Below are 16580 nucleotides of genomic sequence, written 5' to 3'. Positions count from 1 at the left end.
CCTTTCATTATAATCTTAATCATCATGATTTTAGAAAAATTTTGGTATACTATTAGTAAATTCTATTATTAGGAGATATGATATGGAAGATTGTATTTTTTGTAAAATTGTTTCTGGAGACATTCCTTCAAGTAAAGTTTATGAAGATGATGACGTGCTTGCTTTTTTAGACATCACTCAAGCAACAGATGGCCACACATTAGTAATTCCTAAAAAACATGTTAGAAATGTACTTGAAATGGACGAAGAAACTGCTGAGACCGTTTTTTCTAGGGTTCCTAAATTAGCACGTGCCATCAAAACAGCAATGGGTGCTCAAGGCTTAAATATTATTAATAACAATGAAAAAGCCGCCGGACAGACAGTTTTTCATGCCCACATCCACCTTCTACCACGTTATCAAGAAGGAGACGAATTCGACTTTCAATTTGTCCAACATGAACCTGATTTTGCTAAATTAGCAGAATTAGCCAAAACCATTCAAAAAGAGGTAAACAAATGAAAATAAGAACATTTTTAATGAGTGCAGCTCTTGGATTTTATGCCTACACTGTCTATCAAAATCGTGATCAAATCAAACAAGAAGCTAACGAAATGGAAGAGTTATGGTCAAATGGTGAAAAAAGTCTTGAAAAAATCAAACACCAAATTGACTCAGTAATAGTTGAAAAAGACCAACTAAATAAGGTTACTCAAGACTTAAAACATAAAATAGATAACTTCAAACAAGAGGCTGAAACACATATTGAGGATATAAAACAGAAGAGATTATAAAAACCGACATTTCTGTCGGTTTTTTAGCTAGCCTTAATAACTTTCTACAGGAAGCGTTTCATCATATGCTGGTGCATAATCTTCATTCCCATAGACAGCTCCAGTATCAAATTGATTTATATTTTCATACAATACAGCTGTCGTGTTTAATTCTGTTACCTCGTCTAACTCTAGCTCTCTTCTTATGTTATTTTGAATTTCAAGCAAGTGATCAGCAGTTACAATCTGGTAACTAATCCCATTTATCATGGCATCTTCTCCGCGTAACTGATAGGTCTCAATGTTTTTAATAGCATCTTTGTAACCAAGAAGACTAGGGATTGTGCTAGGACTAATTTCTATATCTGTTTGGACATTATCACTAACGGCAGACAAGATTTTACGATAACTACTAATACCATCTAAGGCTAGTATTTTTTTGATTACCTTTTGAATCACTTCTCTTTGTCGTTTTTGTCGACCATAGTCACCTTCTGGATCATCGTAACGCATTCTCGCATAAACAAGCGCTTGATCGCCATTTATCTTGTGTGTGCCTGGTTCAACAGATGAGGTGAACTCAGGTTCTTGTTCTTCAATCGAAATAGGAAAATCAAATGAGTTGGTGACCGTAATTCCATCAACAACATCAACCAATTGAACAAGACCCTCCATATTAATTTGCATATAATTATCAATTGTAATACCAAGCATGTCTTGTACTGTCATAATGGCCATAGGAGCTTCCCCTGAAGCGTAGGCAGCATTTAATTTAGCCTCAACACCTGTTTGAGGGTTGTCTTCTGGGCCACTAAGTGCAATAAGAATATCACGTTCTAAACTGGTAATGGTTGTTTTATTGGTATTAGGATTAACAGTGACGAGAATCATGGTATCACTATTTCCTTCCCATTTAGAGGTACGACTGGCAGAACCTGTATCTACTCCCATTAGCAAGATAGAAAAGGGTTTTGTTTGCTTTATGGCTTGGCTAGTTTCTTCAGAAGTTTTATATTGTTTAAAGGTTTTTGATAAGGCATCTGTTGAAAAATTAAAAGCTGAAGTCGTATAAACACCAATCGCAATCACACTCGTTACGATAATAGCACTTAGCATTAAAAAGATTTTTTTTCCAATTGTCATTGTATTGTTTAATCTATTAGTTTACCCATCAGATAAACATCAAGAAATTCTCCATTCTTTGTTTTAGCACCTCTTTGTTTGGTGCCTTCTATTATAAAACCATATTTTTGATACAAATGAATTGCAACTAGATTTCTTTTTTGAACAGTTAATTCTAACCTTCTCAGTTGACTGTCATTTTTAGCCCAATCCATGGCTTCTGCCATTAAAAGTTGACCTAATCCATAACCCTGGTAATCTTTGTCAACCACTATGAACAATTCGCCAATATGAGCAACCCTGTCATGAGAATCATTGCTAATATTCAATAGTCCAACAACATCTTGATTAGCTTTAGCTAGTAAATACAATCTATTTTGAGCAGCCTGACTCTCCTCAATAAAGGTAGTCATTTCAGACAAGGACATCTTAATGCCTGTCTCATCGAGTGTCATATAGTCAGTTTGCTTACCAACACTATTTAAAAAAGCAATGAGTGAGGGACCATCAGTTATTTCTGCAACAGAAAAATCAATCTCAACTGCTGGCATTTAAAATGGCCTCCAATCGCTTATTGGCTATAGGTCCATTAGGAATTAACTCTAAGTGTCTACCTTCTTTTGTTTTTCTAATTGTAATGGTTAAGTAATCACTGGGTAAATCTTCTAAAATCAGCTCTCCCCACTCAATAACGGTAACGCCATCTCCATAAACAAAATCATCTAAATCAATGGATTCAGAATCACCGCCAATACGATAGACATCAAGGTGATATAAAGTAAGGCGACCCTCATATTCTCTAACAATAGTGTAGGTCGGACTTTTAATCATTTGGGTAATCCCTAGACCCTTTGCAATTCCTTTTGTTAAAGTTGTTTTACCAGCACCTAGATCACCTGTTAAGATTATCAAGTCATTTTTTTGCAGTTGTTGGCCAATTTGTTGACCAATAGCAATTAGTTCTTCTTCATTTTTTGTATCAAACATAAAGACATTATATCAAAATTTTAAAAGAACAACCATCCTTAATACAAAAGAAAATTAATCGATCTAAAAAAGAATATCAGCACTTGTGATTTTATCACATATAAAAAGCATTTACTCATCAACCAAAGTTGAAAAGTAAATGCTTTTACTACTTTCTTCTATAATATAGTCAAACTGATGAAGTTTAAAATAAAGAGGAAATCTAAAATCCAAATGATTAGATGAACATCTTTAGCTTGACCTTTAAAAATTTTAGCGACAGTATAAAAGATGAATCCAGCAGCAATCCCTTGAGTGATACTGTAAGTAAAGCCCATAAAAATTGAGGTGAAGAATGCTGGAATAGCTTCACTCATATCATCCCATTTAATTTTTTTCATGCTAGCAAGCATCATAATCCCAACAATAATTAAAATTGGTGCTGTCGCAGCTGAAGGAACAATCGCTAGTAATGGGCTAAATAAACTTGAAATACTAAACAAAACAGCTACAACCAAAGCGGTAAGACCAGTACGACCACCTGCACCAATACCTGCTGCGCTTTCAATATAAGTGGTTACATTTGAAGTACCTGCAATGGCACCAACGGTTGTACCAACAAGGTCTGAAAAGAGGGCTTTATCTAATTCATGAGTCACACCAGCTTCATCATCAGAAACAACAATACCCACTTTTTCACCAGTTCCAATAAGAGTACCAATTGTATCAAAAATATCTGTTAATGAGAAGGCTAAGATCGCTAAAAGTACTTCAGGAATTCTTGCAGCATCTGCAAAAAGTGATCCCAACCCTTGGCTACCTAGCGCAGAACCAAAAACAACTTTAAGGTCAGCAAAAGCAGCTCCGATGTTATTTGAAGCAAAGTCTACATGTGAAAGATCAACAACACCTGCAAAGATAGCAATGATAGTTGTTAAGATAATAGATAGCATAACACCACCTTTAACGTTTTTAATGACGAAAAAGGCTGTAATAAAAACACCAATGATTGCAACAATAACTTTAGGATCAGTAAATAAAACTAAACTTGGAACAATTGAAGAATTTGAAACAATAGTCGCACCACCTTCTTGTGCGCCTTCACCAATAGCGATGTAGTTCCCTGGATCAGTTGTAAAAGTTAATAAACCAGCATTTTTAATACCCACGTAAGCTAAAAAGATACCAATCCCCCCAGAAATCGCATATTTTAAGCTTTGAGGGATAGAATTAATAATAGCTTTTCTAATTTTAGTTAGAGTAATGATGACTGAGATAATCCCACAAAGAAATACCATGGCCAAAGCTTCTTGCCAAGAATAGCCTAGTGAAAAAACAATTGTATAGGTAAAAAAGGCATTTAATCCCATACCAGGCGCTTGAGCATATGGTAGGTTGGCATAAAGAGCCATCATTAAGGTTCCTGCAACAGCTCCAATAATAGTTGCAAGAAACACCCCTTGAGCAGGCATCCCTGTTTGGCTAAGCATTGCTGGATTGACAAATAAAATATAACTCATTGCAAAGAAGGTTGTTAAACCAGCAACAATCTCTGTGCGTACAGTAGTATTGTTCTCTTTTAGCTTAAAAAACTTTTCCATTTTTTGTAAAATCTCCTTTATTTACGAACGATAGATATATAATATAATAAAATAGTTCATTTTTCAATACTTTTTCAAAATTATTTCAATAACTTCTTCTTCAATGCACAAACTGAACATCTTTAAATCATAAAGCTCATTCTTCCTATTCTAATATTTATTTGGTATAATACTCACATGATTAAAAAAGTAATTGCTATAGATTTGGATGGTACCCTTTTACGTAGTGACAATACTATCTCTGAATATACCATCCAAGTCATTCAAAAAATTAAAGCGTTGGGTCACTATGTTGTGATTACAACAGGAAGACCTTCATTTATGTCTATTGACTACTATCGATTATTAGAACTAGACACTCCAATGATTAATTTCAATGGTTCTATGACTTATATTCCTAATCAAAAATGGGAATATGAACACATCATTCGCCTTGATAAAAAATATCTTTTAGATGTTTTAAACTGTCAAGATGACTTTGAAGCCGATTTTATTGCTAGTCAATATCGTAAAAACTTCTATATTTCACTAAATAATGATAAAAATGTTAATCCGGAACTCTTTGGTGTTAAAGAATTTTCAGAACAAATGCTGTTGAAACCTGATAAAATAACCAAAGATCCCAATGCTCTTTTGATGCAAACTCGTGTAAAAGACCGTTTTCAATTGGCAAAAGACATTAAACAATATTTCAACGATGAATTAGAAGTAGATTCTTGGGGAGGTTCCTATCAGATTCTTGAATTTGCTCCAAAAGGGATTAATAAAGCTTATGCTTTAAAATATCTGCTCAGTGTTTTAAATATCTCTAAGGAACACCTCATTGCTTTTGGAGATGAACACAATGATATTGAAATGTTAAAATTTGCACCAACAAGCTATGCTATGAAAAATGCATCTCATCTGCTTTTACCTTATGCTGGTGAGCAGTTGAGTGTAACTAATGATGAAGATGGTGTTGCTAAACAATTAGCAAAACTATTCCTATAGTTGACTAGCACCATAAAAGTATCTGTAGCCTTTATTGACAGATACTTTTTTATTTTGCTAACTTTATCAAAAATGTTTCTAAAAGTTCTTTTCTAAACGATTAAAAACATTTTAAACCAATTTCAACCATTTCATTATCCTTTCAATTCTGAAATTTCCATGGAAATCGTCATATTTTTAATAATTATTCTAAAAGTTTATTTTTTTGTGGAACTGCTTTTTTTATATAAACCTTTATAGAACAGCATTTATGGCTATGAAAATAATGAAAATAGATATTTCTGTTCGTTTTGCTTTTATTTTGATTGTATTTGATAACTTATAAAATACGCTTCTTTTTGCCAATTCAAGTCTCTTGCTTTTTAGTTGTAAACGTTTTACAATGTATATGTTCTTGAATTTCTTTGGGATAAATAAGAGTCGCCTTCTATTTATTTAGATCGGAGATTACTCTTATTCATCTCAATGAAAAATATAAAAAAAGGAGGAAAGTCAAGAATGGGTATCGGTATTATTATTGCCAGTCATGGCAAATTTGCTGAAGGCATACATCAGTCAGGTGCAATGATATTTGGTGAACAAGAAAACGTTCAAGTTGTTACTTTTATGCCAAATGAAGGACCTGATGATTTATACAATCATTTCAGCAATGCTATCGCAAAATTTGATACTAATGATGAAGTGCTTGTTTTAGCTGACTTGTGGAGTGGGTCTCCATTTAATCAAGCTAGTCGTATCATGGGGGAAAACCCAGATCGTAAATTTGCTATTATCACTGGTCTCAACTTGCCAATGCTTATCCAAGCCTACACAGAACGCATGATGAATGCAAGTGCAGGGGTGGAAGAAGTTGCAGCAAATATTATTAAGGAAGCAAAAGAAGGCGTAAGAGTTTTACCTGAGGAACTTCAACCTCAAGAAACAACTACACCTGCTGCTACAGCGGTAGCACAAGGAGCTATCCCAGAAGGAACAGTTATTGGAGATGGTAAATTAAAAATTAACCTTGCCCGTATTGACACTCGTCTTCTACATGGTCAAGTTGCCACAGCTTGGACACCTGAATCAAAAGCTAATCGTATTATCGTAGCTTCAGATGCAGTTGCTAAAGATGATCTTCGTAAACAACTTATTAAACAAGCTGCTCCTGGTGGTGTAAAAGCTAACGTTGTTCCAATTAGTAAATTGATTGAGGTTGCTAAAGATCCACGTTTTGGAAACACTCAAGCACTTATCTTATTTGAAACACCTCAAGATGCTTTGAAAGCGATTGAAGGTGGTGTAGAAATCAAAGAATTAAACATTGGTTCTATGGCTCACTCAACCGGTAAAACAATGATTAACAACGTTTTATCAATGGATAAAGAAGATGTTGCCACATTTGAAAAATTACGTCAATTAGGCGTTGACTTCGACGTTCGTAAGGTTCCAAATGATTCTAAAAAGAACTTGTTTGACTTAATCAATAAAGCAAACGTTCAATAATCTTATTTATAAAACGAAAGGATTTATAAGATGTCAATTATTTCTATTATTTTAGTTGTCGTCGTTGCCTTCCTAGCTGGTCTTGAAGGTATCCTCGACCAATTTCAATTCCATCAACCAATTGTTGCCTGTACTTTAATCGGTCTTGTAACTGGTCACCTCACTGCAGGTGTTATGCTTGGTGGTTCACTTCAACTTATCGCACTTGGCTGGGCTAACATTGGTGCTGCTGTAGCACCGGATGCTGCTCTTGCTTCTGTAGCTGCAGCTATCATCCTTGTTAAAGGTGGCGATTTCTCAAGTCAAGCTATTTCAGTAGCACAAACGACTGCTATTCCTTTGGCCGTTGCTGGTTTATTCTTAACTATGATTGTACGTACTATCTCAGTTGGTCTCGTCCATGGTGCTGATGCTGCCGCTAAAAAAGGCAATATCGGGTCTGTAGAGCGTTATCACTTATTTGCTCTTGTTCTTCAAGGGTTACGTATTGCTGTTCCAGCTGCCCTACTTCTTGCAATCCCAACAGAATCTGTTCAAGCTGTGCTTGCAGCAATGCCTGATTGGTTGAAAGATGGTATGGCTATCGGTGGTGGTATGGTTGTTGCCGTAGGTTATGCTATGGTTATCAACATGATGGCTACTCGTGAAGTTTGGCCATTCTTCGCTCTTGGTTTTGCTTTTGCTGCCATTAGTAACCTTACTCTTATCGCACTTGGTGTTATCGGTGTTGCTATCGCTCTTATTTACCTTAACCTTTCTAAAAAAGGTGGTAACTCAAATGGCGGTGCTGGCTCAAATGACCCAATCGGCGACATTCTAGAAAATTACTAAGAGAAGGGAGAACTAACATGTCAGAAAAATTACAACTTTCAAAATTAGACCGTCAGAAAGTTTGGTGGCGCTCGACTTTCCTTCAAGGTTCATGGAACTATGAACGTATGCAAAACTTAGGTTGGGCATATTCATTAATTCCAGCTATTAAAAAACTATATCCTAATAAAGAAGATCAATCTGCTGCTCTTGAGCGTCATTTGGAATTCTTTAACACCCATCCTTATGTTGCAGCTCCAATTATTGGTGTGACACTTGCGCTTGAAGAAGAAAAAGCAAATGGTGCACCTATCGATGATGCTGCTATTCAAGGGGTTAAAATTGGTATGATGGGACCTCTTGCAGGTATTGGTGACCCAGTCTTCTGGTTTACTGTTCGTCCAATTTTAGGAGCACTTGGTGCTTCATTAGCTGTCTCTGGTAACCTTATGGGACCAATCATTTTCTTCGTTGCTTGGAATGCTATTCGTATGGGATTCTTATGGTACACACAAGAAATGGGCTACAAAGCTGGTTCAGAAATTACAAAAGATATGTCAGGTGGTATCCTTCAAGATATTACTAAAGGGGCATCTATCTTAGGGATGTTCATCCTAGCTGTACTTGTTCAACGTTGGGTATCAATTAAGTTTGCCTTTGATGTTGCTAAAGTGCAATTAGATGAAAAAGCTTATATCCACTGGGATCAATTACCAGAAGGTAGTGAAGGTATCAAAGAAGCCTTTGCTCAAGTAGGTCAAGGATTGTCACAATCTCCTGAAAAAGTAACAAGTTTCCAACAAAACTTAGATTCACTTATTCCTGGATTTATGGGTCTTATCTTAACACTTATCTGTATGTGGTTACTTAAGAAAAAAGTATCACCTATCGTTATGATTCTTGGATTATTCGCGGTTGGTATTTTAGCTCACTTAGCAGGATTAATGTAATTTATTTCACTATTACTGATAAAAAAGAAGTGGGAAACCACTTCTTTTTATCTTGTGATATAATAAAGTTAAAGTAATATTAGAAATAAAGGACTAACAAATGGTACAATCGTTAAATAAAACTGTTTTTTTAAAAAGCACAGGGGTTTCTTACCTAGGACTCGGTGGCAAAGTTGGAAAGTTTCTTATCGGTGATAAGGCTATTGAATTTTACAATGACAACAATGTTGCTGATTATATCCAAATTCCTTGGGAAAACATTGAAACAATTGGGGCTAATGTTTCAGGGAAGAAAATAAGTCGTCACTTTGAAATCTTTACAGATAAGGGGAAATTTCTCTTTGCTTCTAAGGATTCAGGTAAAATTTTAAAATTAGCAAGAGAACAAATTGGTAATGATAAGATAGTTAAGCTACCAACATTATTACAAAAAATGGGATCTCTATTTGCGAAAAAGAAGAAAAATTAGTATAATAGCTAAAACGGATAAGTAAGATTAATTTATTTCCAGAGAGTCTACGTTTGTTGTGAGTAGATATTAAGTTAATGTGAAATTCTACCGTTCTTATCAATTAAATAAAAAAATTAAGGCACAAAGTGTGAAGCTGGATGGAACCGCGATAAAGTCGCTCCAGTAGTCATATTTTGTGTTTTTTATTGGAGGAAATTATGTTAGATCTAAAACGTATTCGGACAGACTTTGATTTAGTCGCTGAAAAGCTAGCTAACCGGGGAGTCGAAAAAGAAACACTCATAGAATTGAAAGACCTTGACGTTAAACGTCGCGAACTTCTAGTGAGGACAGAAGAGTTAAAAGCAGAACGTAATGTTTCTTCTGCAGCTATCGCAAAAGCGAAACGCCTCAAAGAAGATGCTAGTGAACAAATTAGTGCCATGCAAACATTATCTCAAGAAATCAAGGCTACTGATGCAAAACTAGCAGAAATTGATGAAAAATTAAATGTTATTCTAACAAGATTACCAAATCTTCCTCATGACTCTGTTCCTATTGGTGCCGATGAAAATGATAATGTTGAAATTAGACGTTGGGGGACTCCTAGAGAATTCACTTTTGAACCCAAAGCTCATTGGGACTTAGGAGAAGAACTTGATATTCTTGATTGGGAACGTGGCGCTAAAGTTACCGGCGCTCGCTTCCTATTTTACAAAAAACTTGGTGCAAGACTCGAGCGTGCCATCTACAATTTTATGTTAGATGAACACATTAAAGAAGGCTATGAGGAAATGATTACACCTTATATGGTAAACCATGACTCAATGTTTGGGACTGGTCAGTACCCAAAATTTAAAGAGGACACCTTTGAGTTGTCTGATAGCCCTTATGTTCTGATTCCTACTGCTGAAGTCCCATTAACCAATTTTTATCGCAATGAAATTATTGATGAGAAAGAGTTACCTATCAACTTTACGGCGATGAGCCCTTCTTTTCGTTCAGAAGCTGGATCTGCAGGCCGTGACACTCGTGGATTGATTCGCTTACATCAATTCCATAAGGTTGAAATGGTTAAATTTGCAACGCCAGAGCAATCTTATGAAGAATTAGAAAAAATGACTGCAAATGCCGAAAATATTCTGCAAAAATTAGAATTACCTTACCGTGTTTTAGCTCTCTGTACAGGAGATATGGGCTTTTCAGCAGCCAAAACTTATGACTTAGAAGTATGGATTCCTGCTCAAAATACCTATCGTGAAATCTCCAGTTGCTCAAACACAGAAGATTTCCAAGCCCGTCGTGCGCAAATACGCTACCGTGATGAAACAGATGGCAAAGTCAAACTGCTTCATACGCTTAATGGCTCTGGACTAGCTGTTGGTCGTACCGTTGCTGCTATTCTGGAAAATTATCAAAATGAAGATGGGTCAGTCACCATTCCTAAAGTATTACAACCTTACATGGGAAATATCGACATTATCAAACCAAACTAGATGAAATTAAAAAAGTAGAAAGAAAAACTTTCTACTTTTTATTTGCGTTTTCTAGCGATAAGATGGATTGGAGTGCCTTCAAAGACAAAGGCTTGACGAATTTGATTTTCCAAGAATCGTAGGTAAGAAAAATGCATTAATTCTTCTTCATTAACAAAGACAACAAAAGTTGGAGGTTTAACAGCTACTTGTGTCGCATAAAAAATCTTCAATCGTTTTCCTTTGTCAGTTGGTGTTGGATTAATCGCAATAGCATCCATAATTACATCATTTAAAACAGCCGAAGGGATACGTGTATTTTGACTTTGTGAGATAGATTTAATCATATTAGGTAATTTATTCAGCCTTTGTTTGCTAACAGCTGAGACAAAAATAATAGGGGCATAGGACAAGTATTGAAAATGATTTCTAATATCATCTTCCCATTTTGAAACAGTATGATTGTCTTTTTTAATAGTATCCCATTTATTAACAACGATAATAATGCCTTTTCCTGCTTCATGAGCAAAACCAGCAATCCGTTTGTCATACTCTCTAATGCCTTCTTCAGCATTAATAACCATTAAAACAACATCACTGCGATCAATGGCACGCATGGCTCGCATGACAGAATATTTTTCAGTATTTTCGTAGACCTTGCCTGATTTTCTCATTCCTGCCGTATCAATCATTGTAAATTCTTGACCATCACTATCAACAAAATGAGTATCAATAGCATCACGCGTTGTTCCAGCTATAGGACTTGCTATCACGCGCTCCTCTCCAAGAATAGCATTGATTAAACTAGACTTACCGACATTTGGTCGACCAATTAAACTAAAGCGAATAATGTTTGGATTTTCTTCACCAAGCTCTTCAGGAAGGTTTTCAACAATAGCATCAAGAATATCACCCGTACCAATCCCATGGACAGAAGAAACAGGATAAGGGTCCCCTAATCCCAATGAATAAAAATCATAGATATCATTTCTCATCTCAGGATTATCTACCTTGTTGACAGCAAGAATAACTGGTTTGTGGGTTCGGTATAACATTTTTGACACATACTCATCAGCATCTGTGACACCTTCTTTCCCACTAACCACAAAAACAATCACATCAGCCTCGGTCATGGCAATTTCTGCTTGGTGTTTGATTTGTTCCATGAATGGGGCATCAACATCATCAATTCCACCTGTATCAATAATACTGAATTTGCGATTTAGCCATTCTGCATTAGTGTAGATACGATCACGTGTTACACCTTCCACATCTTCAACGATGGAAATTCTTTCCCCAGCAATACGGTTAAATAGTGTCGATTTTCCTACATTCGGTCGCCCGACAATAGCAACTGTTGGTAAAGCCATTCATTCTCCTTTATTTCTTAACGTCTGTTTTCACCTTCAAGATGAACTTCTTTGGCGAGAAAGCGAATTCTCTCCATCACTCTTTTAGCCTGCCAAGTTTCATCCCCCGTTTTCATTTTAGCTAATTTCTTTTCTAAATCTTCTAAACTATAGTTTGAGGTGAAAAAAGTGGGTAATTCTTCTAACATCCGGTACTGCAAAATCACTTGTAAGACTTCATCTCTTATCCAAGAGGTGCTTTGTTCAGCTCCAATATCATCAAGGATAAGCACTTCAGCTTTTTTAACGGTGTCAATTTCCTCTTTAACGGTCCCTGTGTTAATTGCATTTTTAACATCAATGGTAAAGCTTGGAAAGTGAATCAATGTGGTTGACACTTGCTTTTGTTCGGATAGTTCTCTTGCCATGGCAGCCATGAGATAGGATTTACCAACACCCATATCGCCATAGAGATAAAGACCTTTTTGATTAATATTTGGGTAGTTTGTTACAAAATCAACAACAGCTTCAAAAATTGGTAGGCGTTTGACATCATCCAAAATGATATCATCAAAATTAATATTTTTGTATGACTTTGGCAAGCTAACAACATTAATACGATTAGTAATCTCGTTTTGCTGTTGTCTTTCTTTTAAAGCACGTGTTTCTTTGTATGAAACATCTGCATAACCCTCATTCATGATTAAAATAGGCTCATACCCTTTAGCAATATAGCTAGAATCTTTAGTTTCAAATTTTTCTTTTTCAATTAAAAATTGGTTGAATTTAGGTAAACTCAATTTAATCATCTCTTGACTCAATTGATGAGAAGTAATGAAATCTGAAATGACGGGATTTGTCAAAATGGTCTTTATCAACTCATCAGATACCATATGGCTTTGATGATGACTGTTTTTCATCGTTTGTCCAACTTTTTCCATCTAATCTTCCTTCTTTCTCAATTTCTCTAAGTGACGACGCTTCATTTCTTCCAACTTAGCTTGCTCATCCTCAGTGGTTTCATTTTTATAGCTATCATTGCTCCACTTTGGAACATTGCTCTTTTGTTGTTTTGTTTTTTCTTTTTGGGTATGATTTTTCTTCTCGGCAAAAGAACGCATTTTAATAACAGCTTGTTCAACCGACGAAATGTTCTGATAGGAAAAATCATTAGCAATCATCATGATATAAGTCTTATTAAGATTAGCAGAATTTGTTTTTGACATGGTATAAAGAACCATGACGTTAATCACTTCATCTAAAAAGCCCATGTCAGCGAGTTCTGATAAAATCTTTCTTTCAGTTGCTGTGATAGTTGCATGTCGCATTTTCTTAATCTTGGCTAAAAAGACTTCTGCATTATCTGCCTTGGCTTCTTTTATGACAACCTGCTCCTCTTTTGAAAAGTCTGGTTTATTCTCCACTTTTGGTGATGACTGCTTTTTAGTCTGCATGCGTTTCAAAGAAATCTTATAGTTGACAGCCGTTTCTTTGGCTATTTGATAAGTTTCAAACCAGTTATATCCAAACTGCTCTGCAAAATGATAAAGACCAATAACATCATCTGTCTCGTTGTTAAAACTGAGACCATCTTTTGACATTAATTGTTTAAAATTAGCAAGGTCAAAAAAGTTTTTGGCTTTTTTTGGCGTTTTTTTAAGCTCTCCTACTTCAGAAAAGACCTCTGAAAATGATTTAGAGATATTCTTAGCATTGAAGGGAAGTTGACAAATTAGTTGTTCTACAGCCACTTCACCAATTTTTTTCTCCAATAATTTACGATAAACAGGATTTTCCAAAAACAGTTCTGTTGGTAAAGCGGAATGAAGTTTGATCAAGTAGGCACTGTCAGTTTCGTAGAAAACAATTAAATCAAGCGCAGTTAAAATGTCTAAGGCAACCTCAAGACGATGCATGCCAAACTGTAAATGATTTAAAATATCGCTAAACTTATGCTGTTTTTGACCATTATCATAAAAAGCAACAAAATAATCATAAACAGCAAGGGCGTCACTTCCAATGATAGGAAAATAAGATTGCATTAAACTAGTTGCATTATAGGTAACATTATTATGCTTGAGAAAATAAAATGGTTCAATTGGTTTCATCTGTTATCTTACTTTTCTTATTGCTTCTCACTCGTTTTGTGATTTGTTTTAATAAAGCTTCAATTTCGTCAACATCTTTAAAGCTACGATAAACACTAGCAAAACGAATATAGGTAATTTCATCTAATTCTGCTAATCTATCCATTACCAAGTTTCCTATGACGGAACTTGCCACTTCACTATCATATTCACTACGTAATTGTTGCTCTATATCACTCACAATTTTTTCAATTGACGAACTGGATACGGGACGTTTTTGAGCACTATGAACGATGCCTTTAAAAATCTTATCACGAGAAAACTGTTCTCTAGTACCATCTTTTTTAACCACCAAAAGCGGTGATTCTTCAATTCTTTCAAATGTTGTAAATCGGTTTTGACACTGTTCACATTCACGACGTCGACGAATAGTATTGCCTTCTTCAGCCTGACGACTATCAACAACACTGGACTTAGTATAATGACATTTTGGACAACGCACAAAATCACCTCATCTCTTAATACTTTAATAACTATTTAATACTTCATTTTACCATATTTTAGACAATAACAAAAGCACACAGATTTTCTATGTGCCTACTTATTTTTAAAAGACAACCCATCATTAATTGTCGTCAAATAAACCTTCAAGAGCATTGAAAGGATTGGTGTCTTTCTTTTTTTGTAGTTTTTGAGATTGATACTGTTCTTCAGTCAAAACTGACCAGCTCTCTCCACTTGGCAATTCATCTGTTTCTTCTTCTTTTTTAGTTAAAACTTTTAAAGGGATGTTTAAGAGGATGTTATCAACTACACTGTCTTCTAGGCTTATAGTATCAGATTCTATTGGTAGTACCAATTCTTCAGAAATGGCTTCGTCAGAAGATACTTCCTTATCTTCTGAAAAGACTTCTGAGACTAAAATATGTTCTGTCAATTCAACAGGTTCCATCGAACGACTTGATGGTAGAACTATGAGATAGTCTAAATCGTAGTTCAGTAGGAACAAGTTATCTTCATAGCTAATTTGTCCTTTAGCTCTGACATCTTTAACATCAATAATACTGTCGTCTCTGTTTAACAATAATTCTTTAATGTCTAATTTTTTATCAAAAGTAATAGGGGATTGATTTTTCTTAATTTCTGTAATATGAAACATTAAACTTCTCCGTTTATTAATTCAAAAGGGGTAGCGTGGCGTATTTTAAATGAAATATCAATAATTTCGTCACTAGAGCGTGGTTTTTTCTCATTCAACCATGTTAAAAAGATGTCTAAAACACTCCCAACCGTTAAATTAACAATATAGCTATTGGGTATACTAGCTTTTTCTAGTTTATCTTTTTGATGGTCGAAAATAAAATTTCTAATGAGGTTGGTTAATTCAGCCTCAAATTGTCTATCTCCATGATACCCTAACAATGATTGAAACAACTCAAAATGCTCTTCAACATAGTAGATAAGTTGAACAGTCTTATCATTAATCGGCGAAGTCAGTAACTCCTGGGATAATTGATTTTTGATATGTCCTATCAAATTTTCTCTCGTTGTTTTAATGAAATCATCCATATCTATATAGTGTAAATAAAAAGTTCCGCGAGAGATGCCAGCTTTCTTAGTCAATTGAGACACATTAATTCTATGAATAGGGGTTGTTTTAAGTAGAGAAATAAAGGCATTTGTCAAATAGACTTTCGTTTGTTCTTTTTTAGTATCATATTCTGACATTTTCTTCCTCTCAAACCAAATGAACACATTGTCTTTTTTGTGTCCATCGTTATCAGTCAATTATGTAGTATAATATAAGTATAAGGTACCACAAAGGAGAAAGCTATGTCAAATATTATCCAATTGAAAAATATCCAAAAAATTTATCATGAGGGACAAGGTGATGAAGTCAGAGCCATTGATGATATTAGTTTAACCTTAAAAAAAGGAGAATTAACAATTATTTTAGGAAATAGTGGTGCTGGTAAATCAACGCTTCTAAATATTCTTGGAGGAATGGATCAAATTAGTTCAGGGGAAATAATCGTTGATGATGAGAAAACTTCTGATTTTTCCGAAAAAATGCTCACCAGTTATCGTAGACAAGATATTGGTTTTGTTTTTCAATTTTACAACCTTATCCCAAATCTGACAGCTCTTGAAAATGTTGAATTGGCAAGTGAAATCGTTAAGAAACCTCTTGACCCTAAGCAAATGTTACTCGATGTTGGACTTAAAAATAGAAGCAATCATTTTCCTGGTCAACTCTCTGGTGGTGAGCAACAACGGGTTGCAATTGCTAGAGCAATGGTTAAAAACCCAAAATTATTACTGGCTGACGAGCCTACTGGGGCACTTGATTATAAAACAAGTAAGCTAATTTTAAAACTTTTTCAAGATTATCCTAAGAAAACTGGGAAAAATGTGATTATTGTCACCCATAATTCAGCCTTAAAAGCGATGGCAGATCACGTTATTGAACTTTCTGACGGACGTATTAGGCAAGATTATTATAATAAAGAGCCTCTTGATGTTTTTGATTTGGAGTGGTAA

Annotated in this window: 19 protein-coding genes; 9 read left to right on the top strand and 10 right to left on the bottom strand. The window is 35.1% G+C overall.

What is annotated here, in order from left to right; all coding sequences use genetic code 11:
• The first annotated feature begins 82 nt into the window (after positions 1–82).
• On the top strand, positions 83–502 hold the full coding sequence (locus tag JHK62_RS00240; protein ID WP_199574686.1) for an HIT family protein: 420 nt from the start codon (positions 83–85) through the stop codon (positions 500–502).
• Positions 499–774: a hypothetical protein gene (locus JHK62_RS00235; RefSeq protein WP_199574685.1), complete on the top strand. Its 276-nt coding sequence runs from the start codon at positions 499–501 to the stop codon at positions 772–774. The genes JHK62_RS00240 and JHK62_RS00235 overlap by 4 nt, the downstream gene beginning before the upstream one ends.
• 33 nt (positions 775–807) lie before the next feature.
• On the opposite strand, the gene lytR is transcribed toward JHK62_RS00235, so the two are convergent.
• From lytR to JHK62_RS00215, 4 genes are all read right to left on the bottom strand, one after another.
• Entirely contained in the window at positions 808–1896 is a 1089-nt protein-coding gene (gene lytR / locus JHK62_RS00230) for a glycopolymer--peptidoglycan transferase LytR (RefSeq protein ID WP_199574684.1), read from the bottom strand.
• Positions 1897–1904: 8 nt separating this feature from the next.
• The gene (locus JHK62_RS00225) at positions 1905–2426 is read right to left on the bottom strand and encodes a GNAT family N-acetyltransferase (protein ID WP_199574683.1); all 522 of its coding nucleotides are present in this window, start codon (positions 2424–2426) and stop codon (positions 1905–1907) included.
• Positions 2413–2862, bottom strand: a complete 450-nt coding sequence (tsaE, locus tag JHK62_RS00220; RefSeq protein ID WP_199574682.1) for a tRNA (adenosine(37)-N6)-threonylcarbamoyltransferase complex ATPase subunit type 1 TsaE — start codon at positions 2860–2862, stop codon at positions 2413–2415. Before tsaE ends, JHK62_RS00225 begins: the two co-directional genes overlap by 14 nt.
• Before the next feature lie 158 nt (positions 2863–3020).
• Positions 3021–4442 carry an NCS2 family permease gene (locus JHK62_RS00215; RefSeq protein WP_199574681.1) on the bottom strand — a complete coding sequence of 474 codons (1422 nt, stop codon included), beginning with the start codon at positions 4440–4442 and terminating at the stop codon, positions 3021–3023.
• A gap of 177 nt (positions 4443–4619) precedes the next feature.
• On the opposite strand from JHK62_RS00215, the gene JHK62_RS00210 reads away from it, so the two are divergent.
• From JHK62_RS00210 to serS, 6 genes are all read left to right on the top strand, one after another.
• Positions 4620–5432 (top strand): HAD family hydrolase, encoded by an 813-nt coding sequence (locus JHK62_RS00210; protein WP_199574680.1) that lies wholly within the window; start codon positions 4620–4622, stop codon positions 5430–5432.
• Positions 5433–5930: 498 nt separating this feature from the next.
• Complete coding sequence (locus tag JHK62_RS00205) at positions 5931–6917, top strand: mannose/fructose/sorbose PTS transporter subunit IIA (RefSeq protein WP_199574679.1); 987 nt, start codon at positions 5931–5933, stop codon at positions 6915–6917.
• Between the two features lie 30 nt (positions 6918–6947).
• The gene (locus tag JHK62_RS00200; protein WP_199574678.1) at positions 6948–7748 is read left to right on the top strand and encodes a PTS mannose/fructose/sorbose transporter subunit IIC; all 801 of its coding nucleotides are present in this window, start codon (positions 6948–6950) and stop codon (positions 7746–7748) included.
• 17 nt (positions 7749–7765) lie between these two features.
• Positions 7766–8677 carry a PTS system mannose/fructose/sorbose family transporter subunit IID gene (locus JHK62_RS00195; protein ID WP_199574677.1) on the top strand — a complete coding sequence of 304 codons (912 nt, stop codon included), beginning with the start codon at positions 7766–7768 and terminating at the stop codon, positions 8675–8677.
• Between the two features lie 100 nt (positions 8678–8777).
• On the top strand, positions 8778–9146 hold the full coding sequence (locus JHK62_RS00190; protein ID WP_199574676.1) for a DUF956 family protein: 369 nt from the start codon (positions 8778–8780) through the stop codon (positions 9144–9146).
• 200 nt (positions 9147–9346) lie between these two features.
• A complete protein-coding gene (serS, locus tag JHK62_RS00185; protein WP_199574675.1) occupies positions 9347–10624 on the top strand; it encodes a serine--tRNA ligase in 1278 nt (425 codons plus the stop codon).
• 38 nt (positions 10625–10662) lie between these two features.
• Here the strand turns inward: serS and der are convergent, their stop codons facing one another.
• From der to JHK62_RS00155, 6 genes are all read right to left on the bottom strand, one after another.
• On the bottom strand, positions 10663–11973 hold the full coding sequence (der, locus tag JHK62_RS00180; protein WP_199574674.1) for a ribosome biogenesis GTPase Der: 1311 nt from the start codon (positions 11971–11973) through the stop codon (positions 10663–10665).
• A gap of 17 nt (positions 11974–11990) precedes the next feature.
• A complete protein-coding gene (gene dnaI, locus JHK62_RS00175) occupies positions 11991–12893 on the bottom strand; it encodes a primosomal protein DnaI (RefSeq protein ID WP_199574673.1) in 903 nt (300 codons plus the stop codon).
• Entirely contained in the window at positions 12894–14060 is a 1167-nt protein-coding gene (locus JHK62_RS00170; protein ID WP_199574672.1) for a DnaD domain protein, read from the bottom strand.
• On the bottom strand, positions 14047–14541 hold the full coding sequence (gene nrdR / locus JHK62_RS00165; RefSeq protein ID WP_199574671.1) for a transcriptional regulator NrdR: 495 nt from the start codon (positions 14539–14541) through the stop codon (positions 14047–14049). Before nrdR ends, JHK62_RS00170 begins: the two co-directional genes overlap by 14 nt.
• 123 nt (positions 14542–14664) lie before the next feature.
• Entirely contained in the window at positions 14665–15198 is a 534-nt protein-coding gene (locus JHK62_RS00160) for a YceD family protein (protein WP_199574670.1), read from the bottom strand.
• Positions 15198–15767, bottom strand: coding sequence for a TetR/AcrR family transcriptional regulator (locus JHK62_RS00155; protein ID WP_199574669.1), 570 nt, complete (start codon positions 15765–15767; stop codon positions 15198–15200). The genes JHK62_RS00160 and JHK62_RS00155 overlap by 1 nt, the downstream gene beginning before the upstream one ends.
• Before the next feature lie 105 nt (positions 15768–15872).
• On the opposite strand from JHK62_RS00155, the gene JHK62_RS00150 reads away from it, so the two are divergent.
• The gene (locus tag JHK62_RS00150) at positions 15873–16580 is read left to right on the top strand and encodes an ABC transporter ATP-binding protein (protein WP_199574668.1); all 708 of its coding nucleotides are present in this window, start codon (positions 15873–15875) and stop codon (positions 16578–16580) included.

It is taken from the genome of Streptococcus pacificus (assembly GCF_016481305.1).
Lineage (GTDB): Bacteria > Bacillota > Bacilli > Lactobacillales > Streptococcaceae > Streptococcus > Streptococcus pacificus.
The sequence above is the reverse complement of the archived record's forward strand: the minus strand, read 5'-3'. Positions and strand labels throughout refer to the sequence as shown.